Genomic DNA, 23,059 nt, shown 5'->3' on the forward strand with positions numbered 1-23,059 from the left:
CAGTTTGTGTAACGTCACCGAATCTGCTTCTTCTTGAAGCTTGTTGCTTGAGGCTTGCAGCTCCCCATGTCGTACATTCTGATTGTCGAAGATGAAGCGGCCATCGCCGATACCCTGATTTTTGCCTTGCAGGGCGACGGTCACAGCACACAGTGGGTGACGCTGGGGAATGCAGCGGTGGAGCAGCAGCGTCAGCACCCGGCTGACCTGATCATTCTCGATATCGGCCTGCCGGATATCAGCGGCTTTGAAGCCTGCCGGCAACTGCGGCGTTTCACTGAGGTGCCGGTGATGTTCCTGAGTGCCCGCGATGGCGAAATCGATCGGGTGGTGGGGCTGGAAATCGGTGCCGACGATTATGTGGTCAAGCCGTTCAGCCCGCGGGAAGTCGCAGCGCGGGTGCGCGCCATCCTCAAGCGTATGGCGCCGCGTGCCGAACCAACCAGCAGCGCGCCTGGGCTGTTTCAGGTCGATACCTTGCGCATGCTGATCAGCTATCGCGGCCAGGCCCTGAGCCTGACCCGTCACGAATTTCGCCTGTTGCAGAGCCTGCTGGAGCAGCCGGAGCGGGTGCTGAGCCGCGAGCAGTTGCTCGATGCCGTCGGGGTGCCGGCCGATGCCGGTTATGAGCGCAGTATCGACAGCCACATCAAGAGCCTGCGCGCCAAACTGCGCCTGGTGGCTGCCGAGGCCGAGCCGATCCAGACCCACCGCGGCCTGGGTTACAGCTATAGCCCGAGCCACAGCTGATGCGTCTGGGGATCCGGATCTTTCTGGTGTACTTCCTGTTTGTCGGGCTGACCGGGTATTTCATCCTCAGCACGGTGCGCGAGGAGATCCGCCCCGGGGTGCGCCAATCCACCGAAGAAACCCTGGTAGACACCGCCAACCTGCTCGCTGAACTGCTGCATGACGACGTCAAGGCCGGCACGCTCGGTCAGAGTCGTTTGCCGCAGTTGTTGCGCGCCTATGGCCAGCGTCAGCCGCGTGCGGATATCTGGGGGCTGTCGAAGAATCAGGTCAATCACCGCATCTACGTTACCGATGCCAAGGGCATTGTCCTGCTCGATTCCACGGGTGCAGCGGTGGGCCAGGACTATTCGCGCTGGAACGATGTGTACCTGACCCTGCGCGGTGAATACGGGGCGCGTTCAACCCGCAGCAATCCGGATGATCCTGAGTCGTCGGTGATGCACGTTGCCGCACCCATCCTCGATGACGGCAAGATCATCGGCGTGGTGACCGTGGCCAAGCCGAACAAGTCGCTGCAGCCTTATATCGACCGCTCCGAACAGCGCCTGATGTACCTGGGCTTGGGGCTGATCGGCCTGGGCTTGCTGGTGGGTGCGGCGTTGTCGTGGTGGCTGGCACGCTCGCTGCGGCGCCTGACCCACTACGCGCAGGCCGTCAGCGAGGGTGAGCGTACCGCGCTGCCGCATTATCGCGGCGGTGAACTGGGGCAGCTGGCCGCGGCGGTAGAGCGCATGCGCACCCAGCTCGATGGCAAAGACTATGTCGAGCGCTATGTGCACACCCTGACCCATGAGCTGAAGAGCCCGCTGGCGGCGATCCGCGGCGCCTCCGAGCTGCTTCAGGGGCCGATGCCGGAGGAGCAGCGCCAGCGCTTTGCCGATAACATTGAGCGTGAAAGTGCGCGCATGCAGCAGCTGATCGAGCGCTTGCTCAATCTGGCTCAGGTCGAGCAATTACAGACGCTGGAGGAACAGCAACAGGTGTCGCTGGCGGCCTTGGTTGATGAACTGCTGCTGGCCCAGAGCGCGCGGATCGAAAGCAATGCATTGCAGGTGCGCCAGCGCATCGCGGCCAGCACCCGGTTGCTGTGTGAGCCTTTTCTCATGCGTCAGGCGATTGCCAATCTGCTCGACAACGCCCTCGATTTCACCCCGCCCGGTGGCCTGTTGTTGTTCGAGCTGGAAAAACGCGGCGAGCGTGTGGCGCTGAGCCTGTTCAACCAGGGCGAGGCGATTCCCGACTATGCCCTGGGGCGCTTGAGCGAGCGCTTCTACTCGTTGCCGCGCCCGGCGAGCGGGCGTAAAAGCACCGGGCTGGGGCTGAACTTCGTCGAAGAAGTGATGCAGCTGCACGGTGGCTCGCTGGAAGTGGCCAACGTTGAAGAGGGCGTGCGCGTGCGCCTGTGGTTGCCGGCCAAACGCCTGGACTGAAACTTCACACACTCTGCACACACGCTCCACATAGCTCCCTCAAGGCTCCATGTGGATTGCCCAGACTCCGCCTATCGAAACCGGAGTCTTGCCTCATGAACCGAACCTTGAGTATCAAACTGGGCACCATTGCCTTGCTGATTGTGTTGTTGCTGATTCCGCTGCTGATGATCGGCGGCCTGATCGGTGAACGCCAGGAGCAGCGCGACAGCGTTGTACAAGACATCGCCCAGAGCGCGAGCTTCAGCCAGCAGATCAGTGGCCCGCTATTGGTGGTGCCGTACCGCAAAACCGAACGGCGCTGGAAAACCGAAGAAGGCCACACGTTCCAGGAAACCAAAGAGGTCAACGGCCACCTGTACTTTTTGCCGGAAACCTTCGAACTGAAGTCGGGCGTCAACACCGAGCTGCGCTCGCGAGGGATTTACCAGACGCGGTTGTTCCACGCCGACAACCACATCAGCGGCACATTCAAAGTCCCGGCCAACTGGGGTATCAGCGTCAACCTTGACGACTACCGTTTTGATCCGGCGTTTCTGGTGGTGGGTGTCAGTGATATCCGTGGTATCGAAAAGGGTGTGCAACTGCAGTACAACGACCAGCGCCTGGACTTTCAGGCGGGCACGCGCCTGAGCTGGTTTGGCGGTGGTGTGCACGTGGTGCTGAACAACCTCGATGGCAAGGCGCCCACCCAGTTCAATTACGCCTTTGACCTCAGCCTGCAGGGCACCGGGCTGCTGCAAGTGTTGCCGGTGGGCCGCAGTAGCAGTGTCAGCATGGCAGCCAACTGGCCGCACCCAAGCTTTGTCGGCAGCTACCTGCCGGGTACGCGCAAGATCGATGCCGGCGGCTTCTCGGCGCACTGGCAAACCTCATTCTTTTCCACCAACCTGGAAGACGCCTTGCGTCAGTGTGTGGGCAACGAAGGCTGTGATGAATTTCGTAGCCGCGCCTTTGGGGTGAGTTTTATCGACCCGGTCGACCAGTACCTCAAGAGTGAGCGGGCGATCAAATATGCGCTGCTGTTCATTGCCCTGACCTTTGCCGGCTTCTTCCTCTTCGAAGTGCTCAAGAATCTGAGCGTGCACCCGATTCAGTACATCCTGGTGGGGGCGGCGCTGGCGTTGTTCTACCTGCTGCTGTTGTCGTTGTCCGAACACCTGGGCTTTGGCCTGGCTTACCTGCTGTCTGCGGCGGCCTGTGTGCTGTTGATCGGCTTCTACCTGTGCCATGTGCTGCACAGCCTGATGCGCGCCACCAGCTTTGCCCTGGGTCTGGCGGTGCTTTACGGCATGCTCTACGGACTGCTCAGCGCCGAGGACTATGCCTTGCTGATGGGCTCGCTGTTGCTGTTCGGGCTGTTGGGCGTGTTCATGGTTCTGACCCGGCGGTTGGATTGGTACAGCGTTGGCCAGGGGAAACTGCAATGAGCGGGTTACGTGAAGAGCGGCGAGTGGGGGCGGTGCTGGCCAGGCGGATTGAGCGGTGGCTCATTCGCGGGGCAAGCCCGCTCCCACTGGTTACCTATCAATCCTGTGGGAGCGGGCTTGCCCCGCGAGACGATGTGCCAGACAAACCGCCATCGCGGGTCAAGCCCGCTCCTACCGAAGTAAACCCTCAGGCGGGTGGGGCAGTCGCCAGCATCGAAGGGCGCTGGCTGACTTGGGCATACCACGCCGCCAGCTTCGGCTGCTGCTCACGCCAGCCGAAGTCGGGCATGCGCAGGTCGAGGTAACCCAACGCACAGGCCACACCAATCGCGGCGATGTCGAACACGGAGCTCAGCTCGGCCATGTGCTCCTGTTCGAAGTTGGCCAGGCCACGACGGATTTTGTCCTGCTGCGCTTCGACCCAGGCATCCCAACGCTTGTCCTCTGGGCGCAGGAAGGTTTCGTAACGGGTCAGCACCGCCGCATCCATGATCGCATCGGCCAGCGAGGCGAGGGTCAGGCGGTGCCAGCGCGACCAGCCTTCCTTGGCAATCAGGGGAACACCGACATGCTGCTGGTCGAGGTATTCGCAGATCACCCGGCTGTCGTGCAGTACGTTACCGTCAGCCAGGCGCAGGGCCGGGATCTTGCCGGCCGGGTTGCCCTGGTTGAGTTCATCGACCGGGCTGATCGGCGACAGGTTGACGGCATGCAGGGCAACGCGATCGGTTTGCCCGGTCTCGTGCAGCACCACCATGACCTTGCGCACGAACGGCGAGGAGGGGGAATGAAACAGCGTCATGCTCGGTGCTGACATGTCGAACCCTCAGTTGCCTTGCAGGCTAGGTGGCAAGCAGACACCGGTACCACCGATGCCGCAGTAGCCTTGGGGGTTCTTGGCCAGGTATTGCTGGTGATAGGCCTCGGCGAAGTAGACGGTCGGCGCCTGATCAATCTCAGTGGTGATTTCGCCAAAACCGGCCTTGCTCAGCTCGGCCTGGTAAGCCCGTTTGCTGGCCTGGGCTTCTTCCAGTTGCTCAGGGGTGGTGCAGTAGATCACCGAGCGGTACTGGGTGCCGATGTCGTTGCCCTGGCGCATGCCCTGGGTAGGGTTGTGCAGTTCCCAGAACATCGCCAGTAGTTCGCGGTAGCTGATCTTGTCCTGGTCGTAGACCACCAGCACCACTTCGGTGTGGCCGGTCAGGCCCGAGCAGACTTCTTCGTAGGTGGGGTTGGGGGTAATGCCGCCGGCATAGCCGACCACGGTGCTGACCACACCCTCACGCTGCCAGAAGCGCCGCTCGGCGCCCCAGAAGCAACCCAGGCCGAAGATGGCGAAGCCAACATTCTCGAAGAACGGACCCAGCAGCGGGGTATCGTTGACGAAGTGCTTCTCCGGCAGGGTCATCGGGGTTTCGCGGCCAGGCAGGGCCTGTTCCGCAGTGGGCAGCACGTTTTTGTTCACCAGAATCTCCGAACGCAGGACCATAGCTGTTCCTCTGTTTTCAGGTCGATAGGGGGCGGCCCTTTCGCGGGGCAAGCCCGCTCCTACCGGTAGGAGCGGGCTTGCCCCGCGATGGCGCCTTGAATGAACACTATATTGCCCTGCTGTCAGGCCATCGGTCCACGTGGATAACGCTTGAGTTTGTTCACCAGCTCAGCCCCGGGGATTGGCTTGTCGAACAGGTAACCCTGGCCAACGTCACAACGGTGACGCCGCAGAAACGCCAGTTGCTCGGCGGTTTCAATGCCTTCGGCCACCACCTTGAGCTTCAGGTTGTGGGCCATCGCCACCACCGCAGAGGTGATTTCCATGTCGTCCTGATTGTCGGGAATTTCATGGATGAAGCTGCGGTCGATCTTGATGATGTCGATCGGGAACTTCTTCAGGTAGCTGAGCGAGGAGTAACCGGTGCCGAAGTCGTCCATGGCCAGGGTCAGGCCCAGTTGCTTGAGCTGGTCGAGCTGGCGGTGGGTGTCTTCGGTGGCTTCCAGCAGCAGGCCTTCGGTCAGCTCCAGTTCGAGCAGGTGCGGCGGCAGGGCTTCTTCTTTGAGAATGTTGCCGATCGAAGCAACCAGATCAGGGTCGGAGAACTGCTTCGGCGACAAGTTGATCGCCACCTGCAGGTTGCCCAGCCCTTCGGTACGTAAGCGCTGGCTCATGCGGCAGGCCTGGCGGGCGATCCATTTGCCGATGGGAATGATCAGCCCGGTTTCTTCGGCAACGCTGATGAACTGGTCCGGGCGGATCATGCCCTTCTCGGGGTGGTTCCAGCGCAGCAGCGCTTCCAGGCCCAGCAAACGGCCGCTACGCAGGCACAGCTTGGGCTGGTAGAACACGTCCAGTTCGTTTTGCGCCAGGGCGCGGCGCAGGTTGTTTTCAACGAACAGTTTGTAGCTGGCTTCGGCATTCAGCGCTTCGGTGAACACCTGGGCCTGATGCTTGCCGTTGGCTTTGGCCTTGTGCAAGGCCAGGCCTGCGTTCTTCATCAGGGTCTGCGGGTCGCGGCCATGCAAGGGCGCGCAGGCCAGGCCTACGGAGCCGGTGACGTTGATCAGCTGATTGTCGACGAACAGCGGCTTGTCGAGGGTTCGCAGCAACTGCTGGGCAATCTGCTGGCCGCTGTTGAGGTCGGTATCTTCCAGCAACACCGCGAACTCGTTACTGGCAAAGCGCGCCAGGCTGCCACCGACACTCAGGCTATTGCGCAAACGCCGCGCCAGGCTGATGAGCAATTTGTCGCCGGTCTGGTGACCGAGGCTGTCGTTGATCCGCTTGAAGTTGTCGATGTCCACCAGCAGCAGGCAGATCGGGCTGTCGCTGTCGCGGGCGAAACGCTCGTCGAGGTTGCGGATGAACGCCGGGCGGTTGCCCAGGCTGGTCAGGTTGTCGGTATAGGCCAGGCGTTCGATGCGCTGCTGGGCCAGCTTGCTTTGGGTGATGTCTTCGTAGATGCCGATGTAGTGGGTCAGCTCACGGTTGTCACCGTAGACCTTGGAAATCGACAGCTGCCCCCAGTAGGGCTCGAGGTTCTTGCGCCGACTCTTGAACTCACCCTGCCAGCTGTTGCTGCCGTCGAGGTCCGAAGGGCCGTCGAACAACAGCTCGTTGAGGTTTTCCAGTGCCGGTAACTCCGCGAGCCGGTGGCCGTGGACTTCCTCGGTGCTGTACTGGGTGATGGCGGTGAAGCTTGGATTGACGTACTCGACCACGCCATCGCGGTTGACCAGCAAAAAGGCGTTGGCGCTTTGTTCTACCGCACGCTGGAACAGGTGCAGGGCGCTGGTGGCGGTACGGCGGTTGTGGTTGTTGATGACCTGGGCGAACTGATCGGCCAGCTCACCGGCAAAGGCAATTTCATCGGTCTGCCAGGCGCGGGTTGAACCGGTGTGTTCCAGGCAGAGTACGCCGACCACCTGGCCATCGATGCGGATACTGGCATCGAGCATGGCGTTGATATCGCGCGCGCGCAGGCTTTCAGCCATTTCCCGGGTACGCGGGTCATGGTTGGCGTTGTGGGCATCGATGGCGCGGCTGGTGTGCAAGGCATCGAGGTAGTCGGGAAAGCAACTGGCGTCGATGGGCTCGGGCAGGCGGTGTTCCTGGGTGTCGCGGTAGTACGCGGAAATCGGCTCCAGCTGCTGGCCTTCCAGGTACCAGATACTCGCACAATCGATCCTGTAGATCTCACAAGCGCTGCGGGTGATCAGTTCAGCGGCCTCCAGCAACGAGTTGCTGGCGCTGTAGCGGTGGCGGGCCAGGTGCAGGATCAGTTCCTGCTGGGCGCGCACTCGCTCAAGGTGTTCAAGCTGCTCTTGCTGGGCCTGCTGGTTCAGTTGCAAGGCGATCTGCAGGCGGTTGTTGCGGGTTTCCAGCTCGACGGCGCTGAGGGTGGGGGCATCGCCGGGTTGGGCGTCGATCACCATCAGGTAGCCGCGTAACAGCTGACGGTTGTGCTGCTTATAGGCTTCACCCAGCTCCAGCAGATGCAGCGGCCCTTGCGCCGTGTGCAGGGTGTAGCGCACCAGGTAGTGCGGGCGCTGGCCCAACTGCAGCTGGATGGCGTCATGCAGCTTGTAGCGCGCCTCAGGCTCCATCAGGCTGGCATAGGGCGAGCCGACCAAGGCGCAGAGCTCGACCGCCGCCAGGCCGAACTGGCGTTCACAGGCAGGGTCGAGGTACAGCAGCGCCCAGCTGGCCTCATTCAGCCGTTCGAAACGCAGCATGCCGAGCCGCGAGGGCACGGGCAACTGCGTCACGACCTCGGCCACCATACGGCTGGCGGCATCGGGTTGGCTTTTCATTGAGAGCTCGCTTCAAGAGGGCTGTTCGCGAAGGTAGCGCAATCTGCTACTCGACGTTTTCGCAAGGTTGCATCATGCAGCGGGGGCTGACAAGCCTGCACACACTGTGTCGGCAGCAAAGCCAGAATCTTGACCCATTCCGGTGGGAGCGGGCTTGCCCCGCGATTGCGGTTTGTCAGCCACATCGTATCGCGGGGCAAGCCCGCTCCTACCGGAGTCTGGTAAACCGTGGGGCAAAAAAAGCCCCGCCAAAGTGGCGGGGTTGAGGTACGAGCGTGGCAGCTCGAAAAGGGAGCCTGTCTCCCCCGGCAGAGGGAGACAGGAAACAGCAGTTACAGCAGCATGGTGCGGATGTCGGTCAGCAGGTCGCCCAGGCGCTTGGTGAAGCGCGCAGCAGCGGCACCGTTGATCACGCGGTGATCGTAAGACAGCGACAGCGGCAGCATCAGCTTCGGCTGGAAGGCTTTGCCATCCCAGACTGGCTGGATGGTGGCCTTGGAAACACCGAGGATCGCCACTTCCGGCGCGTTGACGATCGGCGTGAAGCCGGTGCCGCCAATGTGACCGAGGCTGGAGATAGTGAAGCAAGCGCCTTGCATGTCATCAGCCGAGAGCTTTTTGGTCCGGGCTTTTTCAGCCAGGGCCGCCGCTTCGCCAGCCAGTTGCAGCAGGCTCTTCTGATCGACGTTCTTGATCACCGGAACCAGCAGGCCATCCGGGGTATCAACGGCGAAACCGACGTTGACGTACTTCTTGCGGATGATCGCTTTGCCGCTTGGCGCCAGCGAGCTGTTGAAGTCTGGCAGTTCCTTGAGCAGGTGTGCGCAGGCCTTGAGCAGTAGCGGCAGAACGGTCAGCTTGACGCCAGCTTTCTCTGCAACCGCTTTCTGCGCAACGCGGAAGGCTTCCAGTTCAGTGATGTCGGCCGAATCGAACTGGGTGACGTGAGGCACGTTCAGCCAGCTGCGGTGCAGGTTGGTCGCGCCCATCTGCATCAGGCGGGTCATCGGCACTTCTTCGATTTCGCCGAAACGGCTGAAGTCGACTTCCGGGATCGGCGGGATGCCAGCACCACCGGTTGCACCGGCGGCAGGGGCTTCCTTGGCCTTCTGCATCATGGCCTTGACGTAAACCTGCACGTCTTCCTTGAGGATACGACCGTGCGGGCCAGTGGCAGCGACAGCGCTCAGCTCGACGCCAAACTCACGGGCCAGCTGACGTACCGCTGGGCCTGCGTGAACCTTGGCACCGCTGGCAGCAGCAGGTGCGGCAGCCGGTGCTGCGGGTGCAGCTTCAGCTTTGGCAGCTGGCGCTGGAGCAGCAGCGGCCGGAGCGGCAGCAGCAGGTGCAGCGGCAGGTGCTGGAGCTGCGGCGGCGGCAGGCGCAGCGCCCGCCACTTTCAGCTTGAGGATCAGGTCGCCGGTACCGACTTCGTCGTCCAGCTTGGCAACAATGGCTTCGACCACGCCTGCGGCAGGAGACGGGATCTCCATCGAGGCTTTGTCCGATTCCAGGGTGATCAGCGACTGGTCAGCTTCGACGCTGTCGCCAACCTTGACCAGCATTTCGATGATCTTGGCTTTGCCCGAGGAACCGATATCCGGAACGTGGATGTCCTGAACAGCGGCAGCAGCCGGTGCAGCGGCCTCGGCAACTGGAGCAGCAGCGGCAGGGGCAGCAGCAGGGGCTGCGGCCGGAGCCTCAGGCGCAGCAACTGCGCCCTCGACTTCCAGTTCCAGCAGTTCGTCGCCTTCTTTCAGGCGGTCGCCCAGCTTGACCTTCAGCGACTTGATCACGCCGGCCTTGGGGGCCGGGATCTCCATGGAGGCCTTGTCGGACTCCAGGGTCAGCAGGCTTTGGTCAGCCTCGATGCGGTCGCCGACTTTGACGAACAGCTCAATGATTTCACCTTCACCGCTGCCGATGTCAGGTACGCGAATGAGTTCGCTCACTTAAAAATACTCCTCAGCAGTCCAGTGGGTTGCGCTTGTCCGGGTCGATACCGAACTTGGTGATGGCATCGGCCACGACCTTAGGTTCGATTTCGCCACGGTCAGCCAGGGCTTCCAGGGCAGCCAGCACCACGAAGTGACGGTCGACTTCGAAGAAGTGACGCAGCTTCTTGCGGCTGTCGCTGCGACCGTAGCCATCGGTACCCAGGACTTTGAATTCTTTGCTCGGCACCCACTGACGGATCTGCTCGGCGAACAGTTTCATGTAGTCGGTAGAGGCAATGACCGGACCTTTGCGACCGTTCAGGCACTGCTCGACGTAAGTCTGCTGTGGCTTCTGGCCAGGCTTGAGGCGGTTGCTGCGCTCTACGGCCAGGCCGTCGCGACGCAGTTCGTTGAAGCTGGTGACGCTCCACACGTCGGCGCCGACGTTGAACTCTTCACGCAGGATCTTCGCCGCTTCACGCACTTCACGCAGGATGGTGCCGGAGCCCATCAGTTGAACGTGATGCGCCGCTTCACGGGTATCTTCCTCGAGCAGGTACATACCTTTGATGATGCCTTCCTCGACACCGGCCGGCATGGCTGGCTGCTGGTAAGACTCGTTCATCACGGTGATGTAGTAGAAGACGTCCTGTTGCTCTTCGGTCATCTTCTTCATGCCGTCCTGGATGATCACCGCCAGCTCGTAGCCGTAGGTTGGATCGTAGGTGCGGCAGTTCGGGATGGTACCGGCCATCATGTGGCTGTGACCGTCTTCGTGCTGCAGGCCTTCACCGTTGAGGGTGGTACGGCCGGCGGTACCGCCGATCAGGAAGCCACGGGTACGGCTGTCGCCAGCGGCCCAGGCCAGGTCACCGATGCGCTGGAAGCCGAACATCGAGTAGAAGATGTAGAACGGCAGCATCGGCTGGTTGTGGCAGCTGTACGAAGTACCGGCAGCGATGAACGACGACATGGCGCCGGCTTCGTTGATGCCTTCTTCGAGGATCTGACCTTTCTTGTCTTCGCGGTAGAACATCACCTGGTCTTTATCGACTGGCTCGTAGAGCTGGCCGACCGACGAGTAGATGCCCAGCTGGCGGAACATGCCTTCCATACCAAAGGTACGGGCTTCGTCCGGGATGATCGGAACGATGCGCTGGCCGATTTCCTTGTCTTTGACCAGTTGCGCGAGGATCCGCACGAAGGCCATGGTGGTGGAGATTTCGCGGTCGCCCGAACCGTCCAGGATCGCCTTCAGGGTTTCCAGTGGCGGGGTTGGCACGCTGAAGCTCTGGGCGCGGCGTTGTGGCACGAAACCACCCAGTGCAGAGCGGCGCTCGGCCAGGTAACGGGCTTCGGCGCTGCCTTCTTCCGGTTTGAAGAACGGCAGGTTTTCCAGCTCGTCGTCTTTGACTGGGATGTCGAAGCGGTCGCGGAACTGACGCAGGCTCTCGACGTCGACCTTCTTGGTGTTGTGCGCGGTGTTCTTGGCTTCGCCAGCACCGGTGCCGTAACCCTTGATGGTCTTGGCCAGGATGACAGTCGGTTGCTCTTTGTGGTTGACCGCCTGATGGTAGGCCGCATAGACCTTGTACGGGTCGTGACCACCACGGTTGAGCTTCCAGATCTCGTCGTCGGACAGGTCTTCGACCATGGCCTTGAGCTCTGGGGTGTTGAAGAAGTGCTCACGGACGAACGCGCCGTCTTTGGCTTTGTAGTTCTGGTACTCGCCGTCGATGACTTCGTCCATACGGCGTTGCAGGGCACCGTTGGTGTCCTTGGCCAGCAGTGGGTCCCAGAAACGGCCCCAAACCACTTTGTTGACGTTCCAGCCACCGCCACGGAACACGCCTTCGAGTTCCTGGATGATCTTGCCGTTGCCGCGAACCGGGCCGTCGAGGCGCTGCAGGTTGCAGTTGATGACGAAGATCAGGTTGTCCAGCTTCTCGCGGCCAGCCAGGGCGATTGCACCCAGGGATTCCGGCTCGTCGCACTCGCCGTCGCCCATGAAGCACCAGACTTTCTGCTTGCCAGCCGGGATGAAACCACGGGCTTCCAGGTACTTCATGAAGCGTGCCTGGTAGATCGCCTGGATCGGGCCCAGACCCATGGAAACAGTCGGGAACTGCCAGAAGTCAGGCATCAGCCATGGGTGCGGGTAGGACGACAGGCCCTTGCCATCAACTTCCTGACGGAAGTTGTTCATCTGGTCTTCGCTGATGCGGCCTTCCATGAAGGCGCGGGCGTAGACGCCAGGCGAGGCGTGGCCCTGGAAGAAGATCAGGTCGCCGCCGTGTTCTTCGGTCGGGGCCTGGAAGAAGTAGTTGAAGCCGATGTCATACAGGGTGGCACTGGAGGCGAAGCTCGAAATGTGGCCGCCCAGATCCGAGTCTTTCAGGTTGGTGCGCATAACCATTGCCAGCGCGTTCCAACGAACCATCGAGCGAATGCGGCGTTCCATGAACAGGTCGCCAGGCATGCGTGCTTCGTGGGTGACAGGGATGGTGTTGCGGTATGGCGTGGTGATGGCATATGGCAGCTGGGAGCCACTACGGGTGGCCAGCTCGCCCATACGGGTCATCAGGTAGTGAGCGCGGTCTTCGCCTTCTTTGTCGAGAACCGACTCCAGGGCGTCCAGCCATTCCTGGGTTTCGACGGGATCGAGGTCTTGCATGGCTTGCTCCAGGGCGGAAAGGCTTCCAGAATCGGTTGCCTGAGTTTGCGACTGGCCTTTTGGGCAGACGACATGAAATTCTTGGATTACCGGAGAGTGTACCGGCGTTGTGTAGTTTTACTACAAATGAATCACCATTTCATGCTTTTGAAGTGAAGAAGCAGTAGTAAAACTACAGAAAACTGGCTTGTGGCCTCAGTTCAGGTTGTGGGAAAAAACGATACCGGTGGTTAAAAGCAAGTTAAGAAAAGGTTTGCTGCGATGGTTTCTGCCACAGAATCATGTTTTTCAGCTATTTCTAACTTTTGTATGACAGTCCAGCCACGGTTGGTGGGAGCGGGCTTGCCCCGCGATCGCATTTCACCCATCACATCGCTTCGCGGGGCAAGCCCGCTCCTACAGAGGGTGCAATACAAATGATCCCACCTGTTGCCGCTAATCTTTTCTCGCCGATCAAGGATAGACCATGAGCCTGCCTTTGCTGGTTGACCTGCCTGCCCCCCTCGCACCGTTAGTCAGCCGTAACGAACAAGCGCTGCGCGCCGCGGTTGCCCAGGTGCCTGATGTGTCCCTTGATAGCTGGACGCCTGAACGGTGGGCGCAGTTCGCTCGGGTTGCCGCCGCCAGTGACTTTGTCCTGGAACAGTCATTGCGCGACCCGGCCATGCTGCTGGCACTGGCCGCCAGCGGCGAACTCGACCGTAGCTTCGGCCCAGGTGAACTGTGCGCGCAGATTGCCGACGCCAGTCAGGCGGCGCAAAGCGAGGACGAACTGGCGCGCAACTTGCGCCGCCAGCGCAACCGCCAGCAGGTGCGGATCATCTGGCGTGACCTGAACCGCCAGGCCGATCTGGTGCAAAGCTGCCGGGACCTGTCTGATCTGGCCGATGCCTGCATTGACCAAGCCTATAACTGGCTGTACCCGCGTCACTGCCAGCAGTTCGGTACACCGATGGGGCATCGCAGCGGCCAGCCGCAGCACATGGTGGTGCTGGGCATGGGCAAGCTGGGTGCGGTCGAGCTGAACCTGTCTTCGGACATCGACCTGATCTTTGCCTTCCCCGAGGGTGGTGAAACCGAAGGGGTCAAGCGCTCGCTGGATAACCAGGAGTTCTTTACCCGCCTGGGCCAGCGCCTGATCAAAGCCCTGGACCCGATCACCGTCGACGGTTTCGTGTTCCGCGTTGATATGCGTCTGCGGCCTTACGGCTCGTCGGGCGCGCTGGTGCTCAGCTTCAATGCACTGGAGCAGTATTACCAGGACCAGGGCCGCGACTGGGAACGCTACGCGATGATCAAGGCGCGGGTGGTGGCCGGTGACCAGCAGGCCGGAGCACAGTTGCTGAATGTGCTGCGCCCGTTCGTTTACCGGCGCTACCTGGATTTTTCCGCCATTGAAGCGCTGCGCACCATGAAGCAGCTGATCCAGCAAGAAGTGCGGCGCAAAGGTATGGCCGACAACATCAAGCTCGGTGCTGGCGGTATTCGTGAGGTCGAGTTTATTGCCCAGGCGTTCCAGCTGATTCACGGCGGGCGCGACCTGAGCCTGCAGCAACGGCCCTTGCTCAAGGTGCTGGCGACCCTTGAGGGGCAAGGCTACCTGCCGCCTGCGGTGGTCGCCGAACTGCGTGAAGGCTATGAGTTCTTGCGTTACACCGAGCATGCGATCCAGGCCATCGCCGACCGCCAGACCCAGATGCTGCCAGACAGTGACCTGGACCGTGCGCGCATCGCCTTTATGCTCGGCTTTGCCGACTGGGCGAGTTTCCATGCCCAGCTGATGCACTGGCGCGGCCGCATCGACTGGCATTTCCGTCAGGTCATCGCCGACCCGGACGAAGACGAAAACGAAGAGGGCGAGGTGATTGTTGGCGGTGAATGGCTGCCGCTGTGGGAAGAAGCCCAGGATGAGGAGGCCGCTTGCCGCCAGCTGCAGGACGCCGGTTTTGCCGACCCGAGCAAGGCGCTGCGGCAACTGGCCGGTCTGCGCAACAGTGGCCAGCTGCGCGCCATGCAGCGCTTGGGGCGTGAGCGTCTGGACGCCTTCATTCCACGCTTGCTGGCGCAGGCCGTGGAGCATGCCGACCCGGACCTGGTGCTCGAGCGGGTCTTGCCGTTGGTGGAAGCGGTGGCCCGGCGTTCGGCGTATCTGGTGCTGCTGACCGAAAACCCCGGGGCGCTGCGCCGTTTGTTGACCTTGTGTGCCGCCAGCCCGTGGATTGCCGAGCAGATCACCCGCTTCCCGCTGCTGCTCGATGAACTGTTGAACGAGGGCCGTTTGTTCAGCCCGCCACTGGCGCCGGAGCTTGCAGCCGAGCTGCGCGAGCGGCTGACGCGCATCCCCGAGGACGATCTGGAACAGCAGATGGAAGCCTTGCGCCATTTCAAGCTGGCCCACAGCCTGCGCGTGGCCGCGTCTGAAATCGCCGGTAACCTGCCGTTGATGAAGGTCAGTGACTACCTGACCTGGCTGGCGGAAGCGATTCTCAACCAGGTGCTGGCCCTGGCCTGGCGCCAGACGGTATCGCGCCACGGCCAACCGAAGCGCAGCGACGGCAGCCTGTGTGATCCGGGGTTCATTATTGTCGGCTACGGCAAAGTCGGTGGCATCGAACTGGGCCATGGCTCGGACCTTGACCTGGTGTTCATCCATGACGGTGATCCGCAGGCCGAAACCGATGGCGCCAAACCTATCGACAGCGCCCAGTTCTTCACCCGCCTGGGCCAGCGCATCATTCACCTGCTGACCACCCAGACCAACTCCGGGCAGCTCTACGACGTGGACATGCGCCTGCGTCCTTCAGGTGCCTCGGGCCTGTTGGTCAGTTCGGTAGGGGCTTTCGAGCGTTATCAACAGAACGAGGCCTGGACCTGGGAGCACCAGGCGCTGGTGCGCGCACGGGTGTTGGCCGGTTGCCCACAGGTGGGCTCGGCCTTCGAAGCGGTACGGGCGCGGATTCTCGGGCAGGCGCGTGATTTGCCCAAGTTGCAGCTTGAAGTCAGCGAAATGCGCACCAAGATGCGTGACAACCTGGGGACCAAGGTCAGTGCCGCCGGTACCGGCGCCAACGCTTTCGAGGCGGGCGTGCCCTTTGATATCAAGCAGGATGCCGGTGGTATCGTCGATATCGAATTTATGGTGCAATACGCCGCTTTGGCCTGGTCTCACGACCATCCGGAACTGCTGCGCTGGACCGACAACATCCGCATCCTTGAAGAGCTTGAACAGGCCGGGTTGATGCCCGCCAGCGATGCGATTCTGCTGCGTGAGGTGTACAAGGCATTTCGCTCGGCAGCTCACCGCCAGGCCCTGCAGAAGCAGGCCGGGGTGATCGATGCCTCGCAGTTCGTTAAAGAACGCGGCGAAGTGCGGCGGATCTGGGCGCAAATGGGCCTGACCTAAGCGGTTGAACCAGGCGAATCAGGCGGCAGGAAGCCTGCCTCGACCACACTACAGCCCGAGTGGCGTACACTGGTCGCTATATAGCCTGAATATAAAGAAGGGAGGCCAGGCTGTTTGCGGACAGGCTGCAGCCTCCCTGATCGTTTCTGGATAAAGCATGAGAATTTTGATCATTGGCCCCAGCTGGGTGGGCGACATGGTAATGGCACAGACCCTGTTCCATTGCCTGAAGCAGCAACATCCGGCGTGTGTGATCGACGTCCTGGCCCCCGAGTGGAGCCGGCCGATCCTCGAGCGCATGCCTGAAGTGCGTCAGGCCTTGAGCTTTCCGCTCGGCCACGGCGCGCTGGAACTGGCGACGCGGCGGCGTATCGGCAAATCGCTGGCCGGTCAGTACGACCAGGCCATCTTGCTGCCCAATTCGCTGAAGTCGGCGTTGGTGCCGTTCTTCGCTGGTATCCCCAAGCGCACCGGCTGGCGCGGTGAGCTGCGTTTCGGCCTGCTCAACGATGTGCGCAAGCTGGACAAGGCGCGCTACCCGCTGATGATCGAGCGCTTCATGGCCCTGGCTTACCCGGCAGGCACCGAGCTGCCAAAGCCGTACCCGCGCCCAAGCCTGCAGATCGAGGCCACCAGCCGTGATGCGGCCCTGGCCAAGTTCGGCCTGAGCCTCGATCGTCCGGTATTGGCGCTGTGCCCGGGTGCCGAGTTCGGCGAGGCCAAACGCTGGCCTTCGGAACACTACGCCAAGGTTGCCGAGGTGAAGATCCGCGAAGGCTGGCAAGTGTGGCTGTTTGGCTCGAAAAACGACCACGCGGTGGGCGAGTCGATTCGTGACCGGCTGATCCCGGGCCTGCGTGAAGAGTCCTATAACCTCAGCGGCGAAACCTCGCTGGCCGAGGCTATCGATCTGCTGTCGTGCAGCGATGCGGTGGTGTCCAACGATTCGGGGCTGATGCATGTAGCCGCAGCCCTCAACCGTCCGCTGGTAGCGGTCTACGGCTCAACCTCACCGGGCTTTACCCCGCCGCTGGCCGATCAGGTCGAAGTGGTGCGCCTGGGCCTGGAGTGCAGCCCGTGTTTCGACCGTACCTGCCGTTTCGGCCATTACAACTGCCTGCGTCAGCTCGAACCTGAGGCTGTGGTAGCTGCCTTGCAGCGCCTGAATGGTCCGAGCCTGGTCGATGTTCTGGTTGAGGTCGACTAAGTGCGGGTATTGCTGATCAAGACCTCGTCCCTGGGTGATGTGATTCACGCGCTGCCGGCGCTCACCGACGCGTCGCGGGCGATTCCCGGGATTCGATTCGACTGGGTGGTTGAAGAAGGCTTTGCCGAGATCCCCAGCTGGCACCCGGCGGTAGACCAGGTCATCCCGGTGGCGATTCGCCGTTGGCGCAAGAACCTCTGGCAGACCATCAAAAATGGCGAATGGCGGCAGTTCAAGCAGCGCCTGCGCGAGCGTCAGTATGACCTGGTGATCGACGCGCAAGGCCTGGTCAAATCGGCCTGGCTGACCCGCTACGTCAAAGCCCCGGTGGCTGGGCTGGACCGTTATTCGGCACGTGAAGGGCTGTCCAGCCGCTTCTATGACCGACGCTTTTCGGTGCAGCGCGGGCAACATGCGGTGGAGCGGGTACGGCAACTGATCGCCCTGGCCTTGGGCTATGACCTGCCCGCTGGCCTGGGTGACTACGGGCTCGACCTCAATCGCCTGCAGTTGCCGCCAGCTGCACCGTTCGTGGTGTTCCTGCATGGCACAACCTGGGCGACCAAGCACTGGCCCGAGGCCTACTGGCGGCAGTTGGCTGAGCGCCTGGGCCAGCAAGGCCTGCAGGTGCGCCTGCCGTGGGGCAATCCGGCCGAGCAGGCGCGTGCCGAACGCATTGCCAAAGGCTTGAGCAACTGCCAGGTACTGCCAAAATTGAACCTGGCCGGTGTCGCCCGGGTGCTGGCTGCGGCCAAGGCCTGTGTGGCGGTGGATACCGGACTGGGGCACTTGGCTGCGGCGCTGGATGTGCCGACCCTGTCGCTGTTCGGCCCGACCAACCCGGGGCTGACCGGCGCTTACGGCAAGTCGCAGGTACACCTGGCCAGCGACTTTGCCTGTGCCCCGTGCCTGCAGAAAAAATGTACCTATAAACCGAGTGCTGACGATCAGCGCCGGTTCGATCTCAAACGCGAGTGGCCGCTGTGCTTCACTCGCCTGAATCCCGAGCGTGTAGCGAGCCAATTGCGCGCGTTGCTGCTGGCTGAGGATGTTCGTTAATGCAACTGGCTTTTGTGCTGTACAAATATTTCCCCTTCGGCGGGCTGCAGCGCGATTTCATGCGTATCGCCCTGGAGTGCCAGCGCCGTGGTCACAAGATCCGCGTTTACACGCTGATCTGGGAAGGCGATGTGCCTGAAGGTTTCGAGGTGCTGGTGGCACCGGTCAAGGCGCTGTTCAACCATCGGCGCAACGAGAAACTCAGCGCCTGGATGGAGGCCGACCTGGCCAAGCGTCCGGTAGACCGTCTGATCGGCTTCAACAAGATGCCGGGGCTGGATGTGTACTACGCCGCCGACGGCTGCTTCGAAGACAAGGCGCAGAACCTGCGTAACTCGCTGTACCGTCGCTGGGGCCGCTACCGGCACTTTGCCGAGTATGAGCGGGCGGTGTTTGCCAAGGATGCCAAGACCGAGGTGTTGATGATCTCGGAAGTCCAGCAACCCTTGTTCATCAAGCACTACGGCACGCCGCTGGAGCGTTTCCACCTGCTGCCGCCGGGAATTTCCCAGGACCGTCGGGCGCCGGCCAATGCCGCCGAGATCCGCGCCGAGTTTCGCCGTGAGTTCGACCTCAAGGATGACCAGCTGCTGATGGTGCAGATCGGCTCCGGGTTCAAGACCAAAGGCGTTGACCGCAGCCTCAAGGCGCTGGCGGCGCTGCCCACGGCCCTGCGCAAGCGCACCCGGCTGATGGTGATCGGCCAGGACGATCCCAAGGTGTTCCAGCTGCAGAGCACAACACTCGGTCTGAACGATCAGGTGCAGTTCCTCAAGGGCCGCAGCGATATCCCGCGTTTCCTGCTCGGCGCCGACCTGTTGATTCACCCGGCCTACAACGAAAACACTGGCACGGTATTGCTCGAAGCGCTGGTCGCCGGGCTGCCGGTGCTGGTCTCGGCAGTCTGTGGTTATGCCCATTACATTGCCGAGGCCGACAGCGGCCTGGTGCTGGATGAGCCGTTCGAACAGGAACAGCTCAATCAGTACCTGCAGCGCATGCTCGAAGACGATAGCGCCCGCGCTGACTGGGCCCGCAATGGCCTGGCGTTCGCCGACACCGCCGACCTCTACAGCATGCCCGAGCATGCTGCCGATGTGATTCTGGCCCCGGAGCGTAAATGAAACTGATATTGGCCGAGCCGTTCAAACGCCTGTGGGCCGGGCGCGATGCCTTCGATGCCGTGGAGGGCCTGCAGGGCCAGGTGTACCGCGAGCTGGAAGGTCGCCGCACGCTGCGCACCGAGGTCGAGGGGCGTGGCTACTTCGTGAAGATTCACCGGGGCATTGGCTGGGGTGAGATCTTCAAGAACCTGTTCACTGCCAAGCTGCCGGTGCTCGGTGCCGGTCAGGAATGGCAAGCGATCCAGCGCCTGCATGAGGTTGGCGTGCCGACCATGACCGCCGTGGCGTACGGCGAGCGTGGCAGCAACCCGGCGGCGCAGCATTCATTTATCGTCACCGAAGAGCTGGCGCCGACGGTCAGCCTCGAAGACTTCAGCATCGACTGGCTCAAGCAACCGCCGCAGCCGCGCCTCAAGCGCGCGCTGATCGCTGAAGTGGCGCGCATGACCGGGATGATGCACCGCGCCGGGGTCAATCACCGAGACTGCTACATCTGCCACTTTCTGCTGCACACCGACCGCGAAGTGACGGCCGATGATTTCAAACTGTCGGTCATCGACCTGCACCGTGCGCAGACCCGTGCGAGCATCTCGCGACGCTGGCGTAACAAGGACCTGGCCGCGCTGTATTTCTCGGCGCTGGACATCGGCCTGACCCGGCGCGACAAGTTGCGCTTTCTGCGCGGTTACTTCCAGCAACCGCTGCGCCAGATCCTTGCCGAAGAAGCCGTGCTGCTGCGCTGGCTGGAAGGCAAGGCGCAGAAGCTCTACGAGCGTAAACAACGATACGGGGATGCGCTCTGATGGCGGGATGGACACTGGAGCCTGGTTACCAGGCGCTGGCGGCGGATTTTGGCAGTATCGAGGCAGTCTTCGCCTTGCAGGGTGAGCGTCTGACCCACGACCCGTTGAGTGAAGTGATCCGCGTTGAGCGCGACGGGGTGAATTATTACGTCAAGCGTTACACCGGCGCCGGTAAAGGCTTGCGCCGCTACTTGGGGCGCCCGCGGATCAAGGCCGAGTGGCAAAACCTCAAGCAGTTCGCCAAATGGGATATCCCCACCGCCGAGGTGGTGGCCTGGGGCCTGGAACGCAACGGCCTGGCCTTTGGCCGTGGGGCGATGATCACCCGCGAACTGCCGCGCACCGAAGACCTCTCGGCCCTGGCCGAGCGCAAGGACTCACGCCTGGCCGATCGTGGCTGGGTCGACCACATCAGCCGTCAGTTGGCCCGGCACACGCGGGTCATGCATGATCACCATTTCACCCATAACGACCTGAAGTGGCGCAACCTGCTGGTTGATGATCAAGCGCGGCTATTCTTCATCGATTGCCCGACGGGCGACTTCTGGTGGGGCTTTATGCTGCGCTACCGGATTACCAAAGACTTGGCGTGCCTGGACAAAGTGGCCAAATATCACCTGTCGGCCACGCAGCGTTTGCGCTTTTACCTGCAGTACCGCGGGCGCGAGCGCCTCAATGCATCGGACAAGCGCCGGATTCGGCATGTCGTGACGTTTTTCGAGGGACGCGAATGACTGATTTTCTCGCCAGTGCCGACATTGCACTGCTTGAGCGCCATGGCCTGAACGGTTTCGACCAGCTCTGGGCGCTGCAGCTCGATGCCGTGGATGAGCCCAACACCGGCCGCGGCGGCTGGAGCAGCGTTTATCGTCTGGAGCTTGAGGGTAAGGGTTACTACCTCAAACGCCAGAGCGACTACCTGACCCGCACCTTGCATCGGCCCTTCGGTGAGCCGACCTTTGCCCGCGAGTTCCGCAATATCACCCGTTACCAGAAGTTGGGCATTCCCGCGCTGCAGGCGGTTTACTACGGCGAACGCAAGATTGATGGTGAGCGCCGGGCGATCCTGCTGACCCGTGCGCTCGATGACTGGAGCGACCTGGACAGCCTGTTCGGCGTGTGGCCGACCCTGGAGATTGGCCAGCGCCAAGGCATTCTGCGGGCCTGTGGCCTGTTGGCGCGTACCGTGCACTCAGCAGGTCAGGTGCATGGCTGTTTCTATCCCAAGCACATTTTTTTGCGTGAGCGCAGCGAAGGCTGGCAGGCGCAACTGATCGACCTGGAAAAAACCCGGCCGCTGTTGCTGGGCATGCGTGACCGGCTCAAGGATCTTGAGCCGCTGTTGCGTCGCGCACCGCTGTGGAGCGAGGCTGATGTGCGGGTAATGCTGTCGTCTTATCTTGAGCAACCCACCGACAGCACGCTGGTCGATACCTGGCTGCAGCGCCTGTCGCGCCGCCGTCGTGAGAAAGAGGCTCGTTGATGCGTTTGTCCGAACTCAAAGGTGCCGGGCGTTACCCGGACCTGCCCCTGAACATCGGCCTGGCCGATGCCGCAGGCCCTGCCGAACTGCAATTGCTCAGCCTGTTGCGGGTGTTGCCCGGGCAACGTTACGTAGGCGCCGGTATCTGGCGCGGCAAGCCGGTGCTGGCAAAGCTGCTGGTTGGCAACAGTGCCCCCCGGCATTTTCAGCGTGAACTCGACGGTGCCCGCCTGCTGGCGGCGCAAGGGCTGACCACGCCGCTGCTGCTGGCCGACGGCCTGCGCGAAGGCGAGGGCGGCTGGTTGTTGTTCGAATTCCTTGAAGGTGCGCAGAGCCTGGCCGATGCCTGGGCCGAGGTCGAAGCCCTGCCTGTGCTGGCTGATGAGCAACAAATGGTGCTCGGTGAAGCGTTGGCCGCCGTGGCACAGATGCACGCCAAGGGCTTGTGGCAGGAAGACTTGCACCTGGACAACCTGATGCGCCATGGCGGTCAGCTGTACCTGATCGATGGCGCCGGGATCAAGGCCGAAACCTTGGGTAAACCGCTGTCGCGCGCGCAGGTGTTGCAGAACCTCGGCGTATTGTTCGCACAACTGCCCAAGCGCCTGGAACCGTTCATTGAAGAACTGCTGGTGCATTACCTGTTGGCCAACGCCGAGCATGCGCTGCCACTGGAAGCGCTGCAGAAGCAGATCGACAAGGTACGCAGCTGGCGTTTGAAGGATTATCTGGAAAAGGCCGGTCGCGAATGCACGCTGTTCAGCGTGGAGCGTGGCCTGAGCGGATTGCGTTCGGTTCGTCGCGAAGAACTGGCTGCCATGCTGCCGGTGCTGGAGCAGGCGGATTCACTGATTGACCAGGGCCACCTGTACAAGACCGGTGGTGCTGCCAGTGTCGCGCGAGTCGAGGTGAATGGCCGGCCGTTGGTGCTCAAGCGTTACAACATCAAGAACACCGCGCACTGGTTCAAGCGCTTCTGGCGCCCGAGCCGGGCCTGGCACTCGTGGATCGAAGGGCATCGCCTGGAGTTTCTCGGTATCGCCACGCCCCGACCGCTGGCGGTGTTGGAGCAGCGGGTCATGGGCTTGCGCAGCCGTGCCTATCTGGTGACCGAGTACGCCGAAGGACCGGACCTGATCGAGTGCTTCGCACCTTATATCGACAGCGGCGAAGTGCCCGAGGCGCAGCTTGAGGCCTTGCAGGCGCTGCTCAAGCAGCTGATCCACGAGCGCATCAGTCACGGCGACATGAAGGGTCATAACCTGTTCTGGCAGGCCGGCCAATGGTCGCTGATCGACCTCGACGCGATGTGTCAGCACGCCACCCAGCTCAGTTTCGCCCCGGCCTTTGCCCGTGACCGTGCGCGCCTGCTGCGCAACTGGCCGAGTGGCAGTGCCTTGCACAAACGCCTGGATGAGTGCCTGCCAAAGCTGACCGATTGACCACCCTCC

General features: G+C 61.9%; 16 protein-coding genes. 11 read left to right on the forward strand and 5 right to left on the reverse strand.

All coding sequences use genetic code 11. The features are described from left to right. Positions 1-66 precede the first annotated feature (66 nt). The 3 genes from creB (at position 67) to creD (ending at position 3,613) form a co-directional block, all read left to right on the forward strand. On the forward strand, positions 67-750 hold the full coding sequence (gene creB / locus ACVWSC_RS01730) for a two-component system response regulator CreB (RefSeq protein WP_442111665.1): 684 nt from the start codon (positions 67-69) through the stop codon (positions 748-750). Further along, positions 750-2,183, forward strand: coding sequence for a two-component system sensor histidine kinase CreC (creC, locus tag ACVWSC_RS01735; RefSeq protein ID WP_442111667.1), 1,434 nt, complete (start codon positions 750-752; stop codon positions 2,181-2,183). The genes creB and creC overlap by 1 nt, the downstream gene beginning before the upstream one ends. Positions 2,184-2,278: 95 nt before the next feature. Further along, positions 2,279-3,613 (forward strand): cell envelope integrity protein CreD, encoded by a 1,335-nt coding sequence (gene creD / locus ACVWSC_RS01740; RefSeq protein ID WP_442111669.1) that lies wholly within the window; start codon positions 2,279-2,281, stop codon positions 3,611-3,613. A 187-nt stretch (positions 3,614-3,800) separates the two neighbouring features. Here creD and ACVWSC_RS01745 read toward each other — a convergent pair whose 3' ends face one another. The 5 genes from ACVWSC_RS01745 to aceE all read right to left on the reverse strand — a co-directional run bounded on the left by ACVWSC_RS01745 (position 3,801) and on the right by aceE (position 12,529). Then, positions 3,801-4,430, reverse strand: a complete 630-nt coding sequence (locus tag ACVWSC_RS01745) for a glutathione S-transferase (protein ID WP_442111670.1) — start codon at positions 4,428-4,430, stop codon at positions 3,801-3,803. Between the two features lie 9 nt (positions 4,431-4,439). Further along, positions 4,440-5,102, reverse strand: a complete 663-nt coding sequence (msrA, locus tag ACVWSC_RS01750) for a peptide-methionine (S)-S-oxide reductase MsrA (protein ID WP_442111671.1) — start codon at positions 5,100-5,102, stop codon at positions 4,440-4,442. Positions 5,103-5,224: 122 nt separating this feature from the next. Further along, positions 5,225-7,918: a putative bifunctional diguanylate cyclase/phosphodiesterase gene (locus ACVWSC_RS01755; RefSeq protein ID WP_442111672.1), complete on the reverse strand. Its 2,694-nt coding sequence runs from the start codon at positions 7,916-7,918 to the stop codon at positions 5,225-5,227. Between the two features lie 332 nt (positions 7,919-8,250). Beyond that, positions 8,251-9,870 carry a dihydrolipoyllysine-residue acetyltransferase gene (gene aceF, locus ACVWSC_RS01760; RefSeq protein WP_442111673.1) on the reverse strand — a complete coding sequence of 540 codons (1,620 nt, stop codon included), beginning with the start codon at positions 9,868-9,870 and terminating at the stop codon, positions 8,251-8,253. Between the two features lie 13 nt (positions 9,871-9,883). Next, entirely contained in the window at positions 9,884-12,529 is a 2,646-nt protein-coding gene (aceE, locus tag ACVWSC_RS01765; protein WP_442111675.1) for a pyruvate dehydrogenase (acetyl-transferring), homodimeric type, read from the reverse strand. Between the two features lie 466 nt (positions 12,530-12,995). Here aceE and glnE point away from each other — a divergent pair, with 466 nt between their 5' ends. The 8 genes from glnE to ACVWSC_RS01805 all read left to right on the forward strand — a co-directional run bounded on the left by glnE (position 12,996) and on the right by ACVWSC_RS01805 (position 23,050). After that, positions 12,996-15,932, forward strand: coding sequence for a bifunctional [glutamate--ammonia ligase]-adenylyl-L-tyrosine phosphorylase/[glutamate--ammonia-ligase] adenylyltransferase (gene glnE / locus ACVWSC_RS01770; RefSeq protein ID WP_442111677.1), 2,937 nt, complete (start codon positions 12,996-12,998; stop codon positions 15,930-15,932). 157 nt (positions 15,933-16,089) lie between these two features. Further along, positions 16,090-17,139: a lipopolysaccharide heptosyltransferase II gene (gene waaF / locus ACVWSC_RS01775; protein ID WP_442111679.1), complete on the forward strand. Its 1,050-nt coding sequence runs from the start codon at positions 16,090-16,092 to the stop codon at positions 17,137-17,139. Then, the gene (gene waaC, locus ACVWSC_RS01780) at positions 17,140-18,198 is read left to right on the forward strand and encodes a lipopolysaccharide heptosyltransferase I (protein ID WP_442111681.1); all 1,059 of its coding nucleotides are present in this window, start codon (positions 17,140-17,142) and stop codon (positions 18,196-18,198) included. It begins immediately after the preceding gene. Next, positions 18,198-19,322 carry a glycosyltransferase family 4 protein gene (locus ACVWSC_RS01785; RefSeq protein ID WP_442111683.1) on the forward strand — a complete coding sequence of 375 codons (1,125 nt, stop codon included), beginning with the start codon at positions 18,198-18,200 and terminating at the stop codon, positions 19,320-19,322. Before waaC ends, ACVWSC_RS01785 begins: the two co-directional genes overlap by 1 nt. Then, positions 19,319-20,125, forward strand: coding sequence for a lipopolysaccharide core heptose(I) kinase RfaP (gene rfaP, locus ACVWSC_RS01790; protein ID WP_442111685.1), 807 nt, complete (start codon positions 19,319-19,321; stop codon positions 20,123-20,125). The genes ACVWSC_RS01785 and rfaP overlap by 4 nt, the downstream gene beginning before the upstream one ends. Beyond that, positions 20,125-20,859, forward strand: a complete 735-nt coding sequence (locus ACVWSC_RS01795; RefSeq protein ID WP_442111687.1) for a lipopolysaccharide kinase InaA family protein — start codon at positions 20,125-20,127, stop codon at positions 20,857-20,859. Before rfaP ends, ACVWSC_RS01795 begins: the two co-directional genes overlap by 1 nt. Next, entirely contained in the window at positions 20,856-21,608 is a 753-nt protein-coding gene (locus ACVWSC_RS01800; RefSeq protein ID WP_442111689.1) for a lipopolysaccharide kinase InaA family protein, read from the forward strand. Before ACVWSC_RS01795 ends, ACVWSC_RS01800 begins: the two co-directional genes overlap by 4 nt. Beyond that, the gene (locus tag ACVWSC_RS01805; RefSeq protein ID WP_442111691.1) at positions 21,608-23,050 is read left to right on the forward strand and encodes a lipopolysaccharide kinase InaA family protein; all 1,443 of its coding nucleotides are present in this window, start codon (positions 21,608-21,610) and stop codon (positions 23,048-23,050) included. Before ACVWSC_RS01800 ends, ACVWSC_RS01805 begins: the two co-directional genes overlap by 1 nt. The last annotated feature ends 9 nt before the right edge of the window (positions 23,051-23,059 follow it).

It is taken from the genome of Pseudomonas sp. NUPR-002 (assembly GCF_056322725.1).

Excerpts from the sequence above, each read along its gene's own strand:
- creB (WP_442111665.1), top strand. The coding sequence starts at position 67 with ATGTCGTACATTCTGATTGTCGAAGATGAAGCGGCCATCGCCGATACC.
- creC (WP_442111667.1), top strand. The coding sequence starts at position 750 with ATGCGTCTGGGGATCCGGATCTTTCTGGTGTACTTCCTGTTTGTCGGG.
- creD (WP_442111669.1), top strand. The coding sequence starts at position 2,279 with ATGAACCGAACCTTGAGTATCAAACTGGGCACCATTGCCTTGCTGATT.
- ACVWSC_RS01745 (WP_442111670.1), bottom strand. The coding sequence starts at position 4,430 with ATGTCAGCACCGAGCATGACGCTGTTTCATTCCCCCTCCTCGCCGTTC.
- msrA (WP_442111671.1), bottom strand. The coding sequence starts at position 5,102 with ATGGTCCTGCGTTCGGAGATTCTGGTGAACAAAAACGTGCTGCCCACT.
- ACVWSC_RS01755 (WP_442111672.1), bottom strand. The coding sequence starts at position 7,918 with ATGAAAAGCCAACCCGATGCCGCCAGCCGTATGGTGGCCGAGGTCGTG.
- aceE (WP_442111675.1), bottom strand. The coding sequence starts at position 12,529 with ATGCAAGACCTCGATCCCGTCGAAACCCAGGAATGGCTGGACGCCCTG.
- glnE (WP_442111677.1), top strand. The coding sequence starts at position 12,996 with ATGAGCCTGCCTTTGCTGGTTGACCTGCCTGCCCCCCTCGCACCGTTA.
- waaF (WP_442111679.1), top strand. The coding sequence starts at position 16,090 with ATGAGAATTTTGATCATTGGCCCCAGCTGGGTGGGCGACATGGTAATG.
- ACVWSC_RS01785 (WP_442111683.1), top strand. The coding sequence starts at position 18,198 with ATGCAACTGGCTTTTGTGCTGTACAAATATTTCCCCTTCGGCGGGCTG.
- rfaP (WP_442111685.1), top strand. The coding sequence starts at position 19,319 with ATGAAACTGATATTGGCCGAGCCGTTCAAACGCCTGTGGGCCGGGCGC.
- ACVWSC_RS01795 (WP_442111687.1), top strand. The coding sequence starts at position 20,125 with ATGGCGGGATGGACACTGGAGCCTGGTTACCAGGCGCTGGCGGCGGAT.
- ACVWSC_RS01800 (WP_442111689.1), top strand. The coding sequence starts at position 20,856 with ATGACTGATTTTCTCGCCAGTGCCGACATTGCACTGCTTGAGCGCCAT.
- ACVWSC_RS01805 (WP_442111691.1), top strand. The coding sequence starts at position 21,608 with ATGCGTTTGTCCGAACTCAAAGGTGCCGGGCGTTACCCGGACCTGCCC.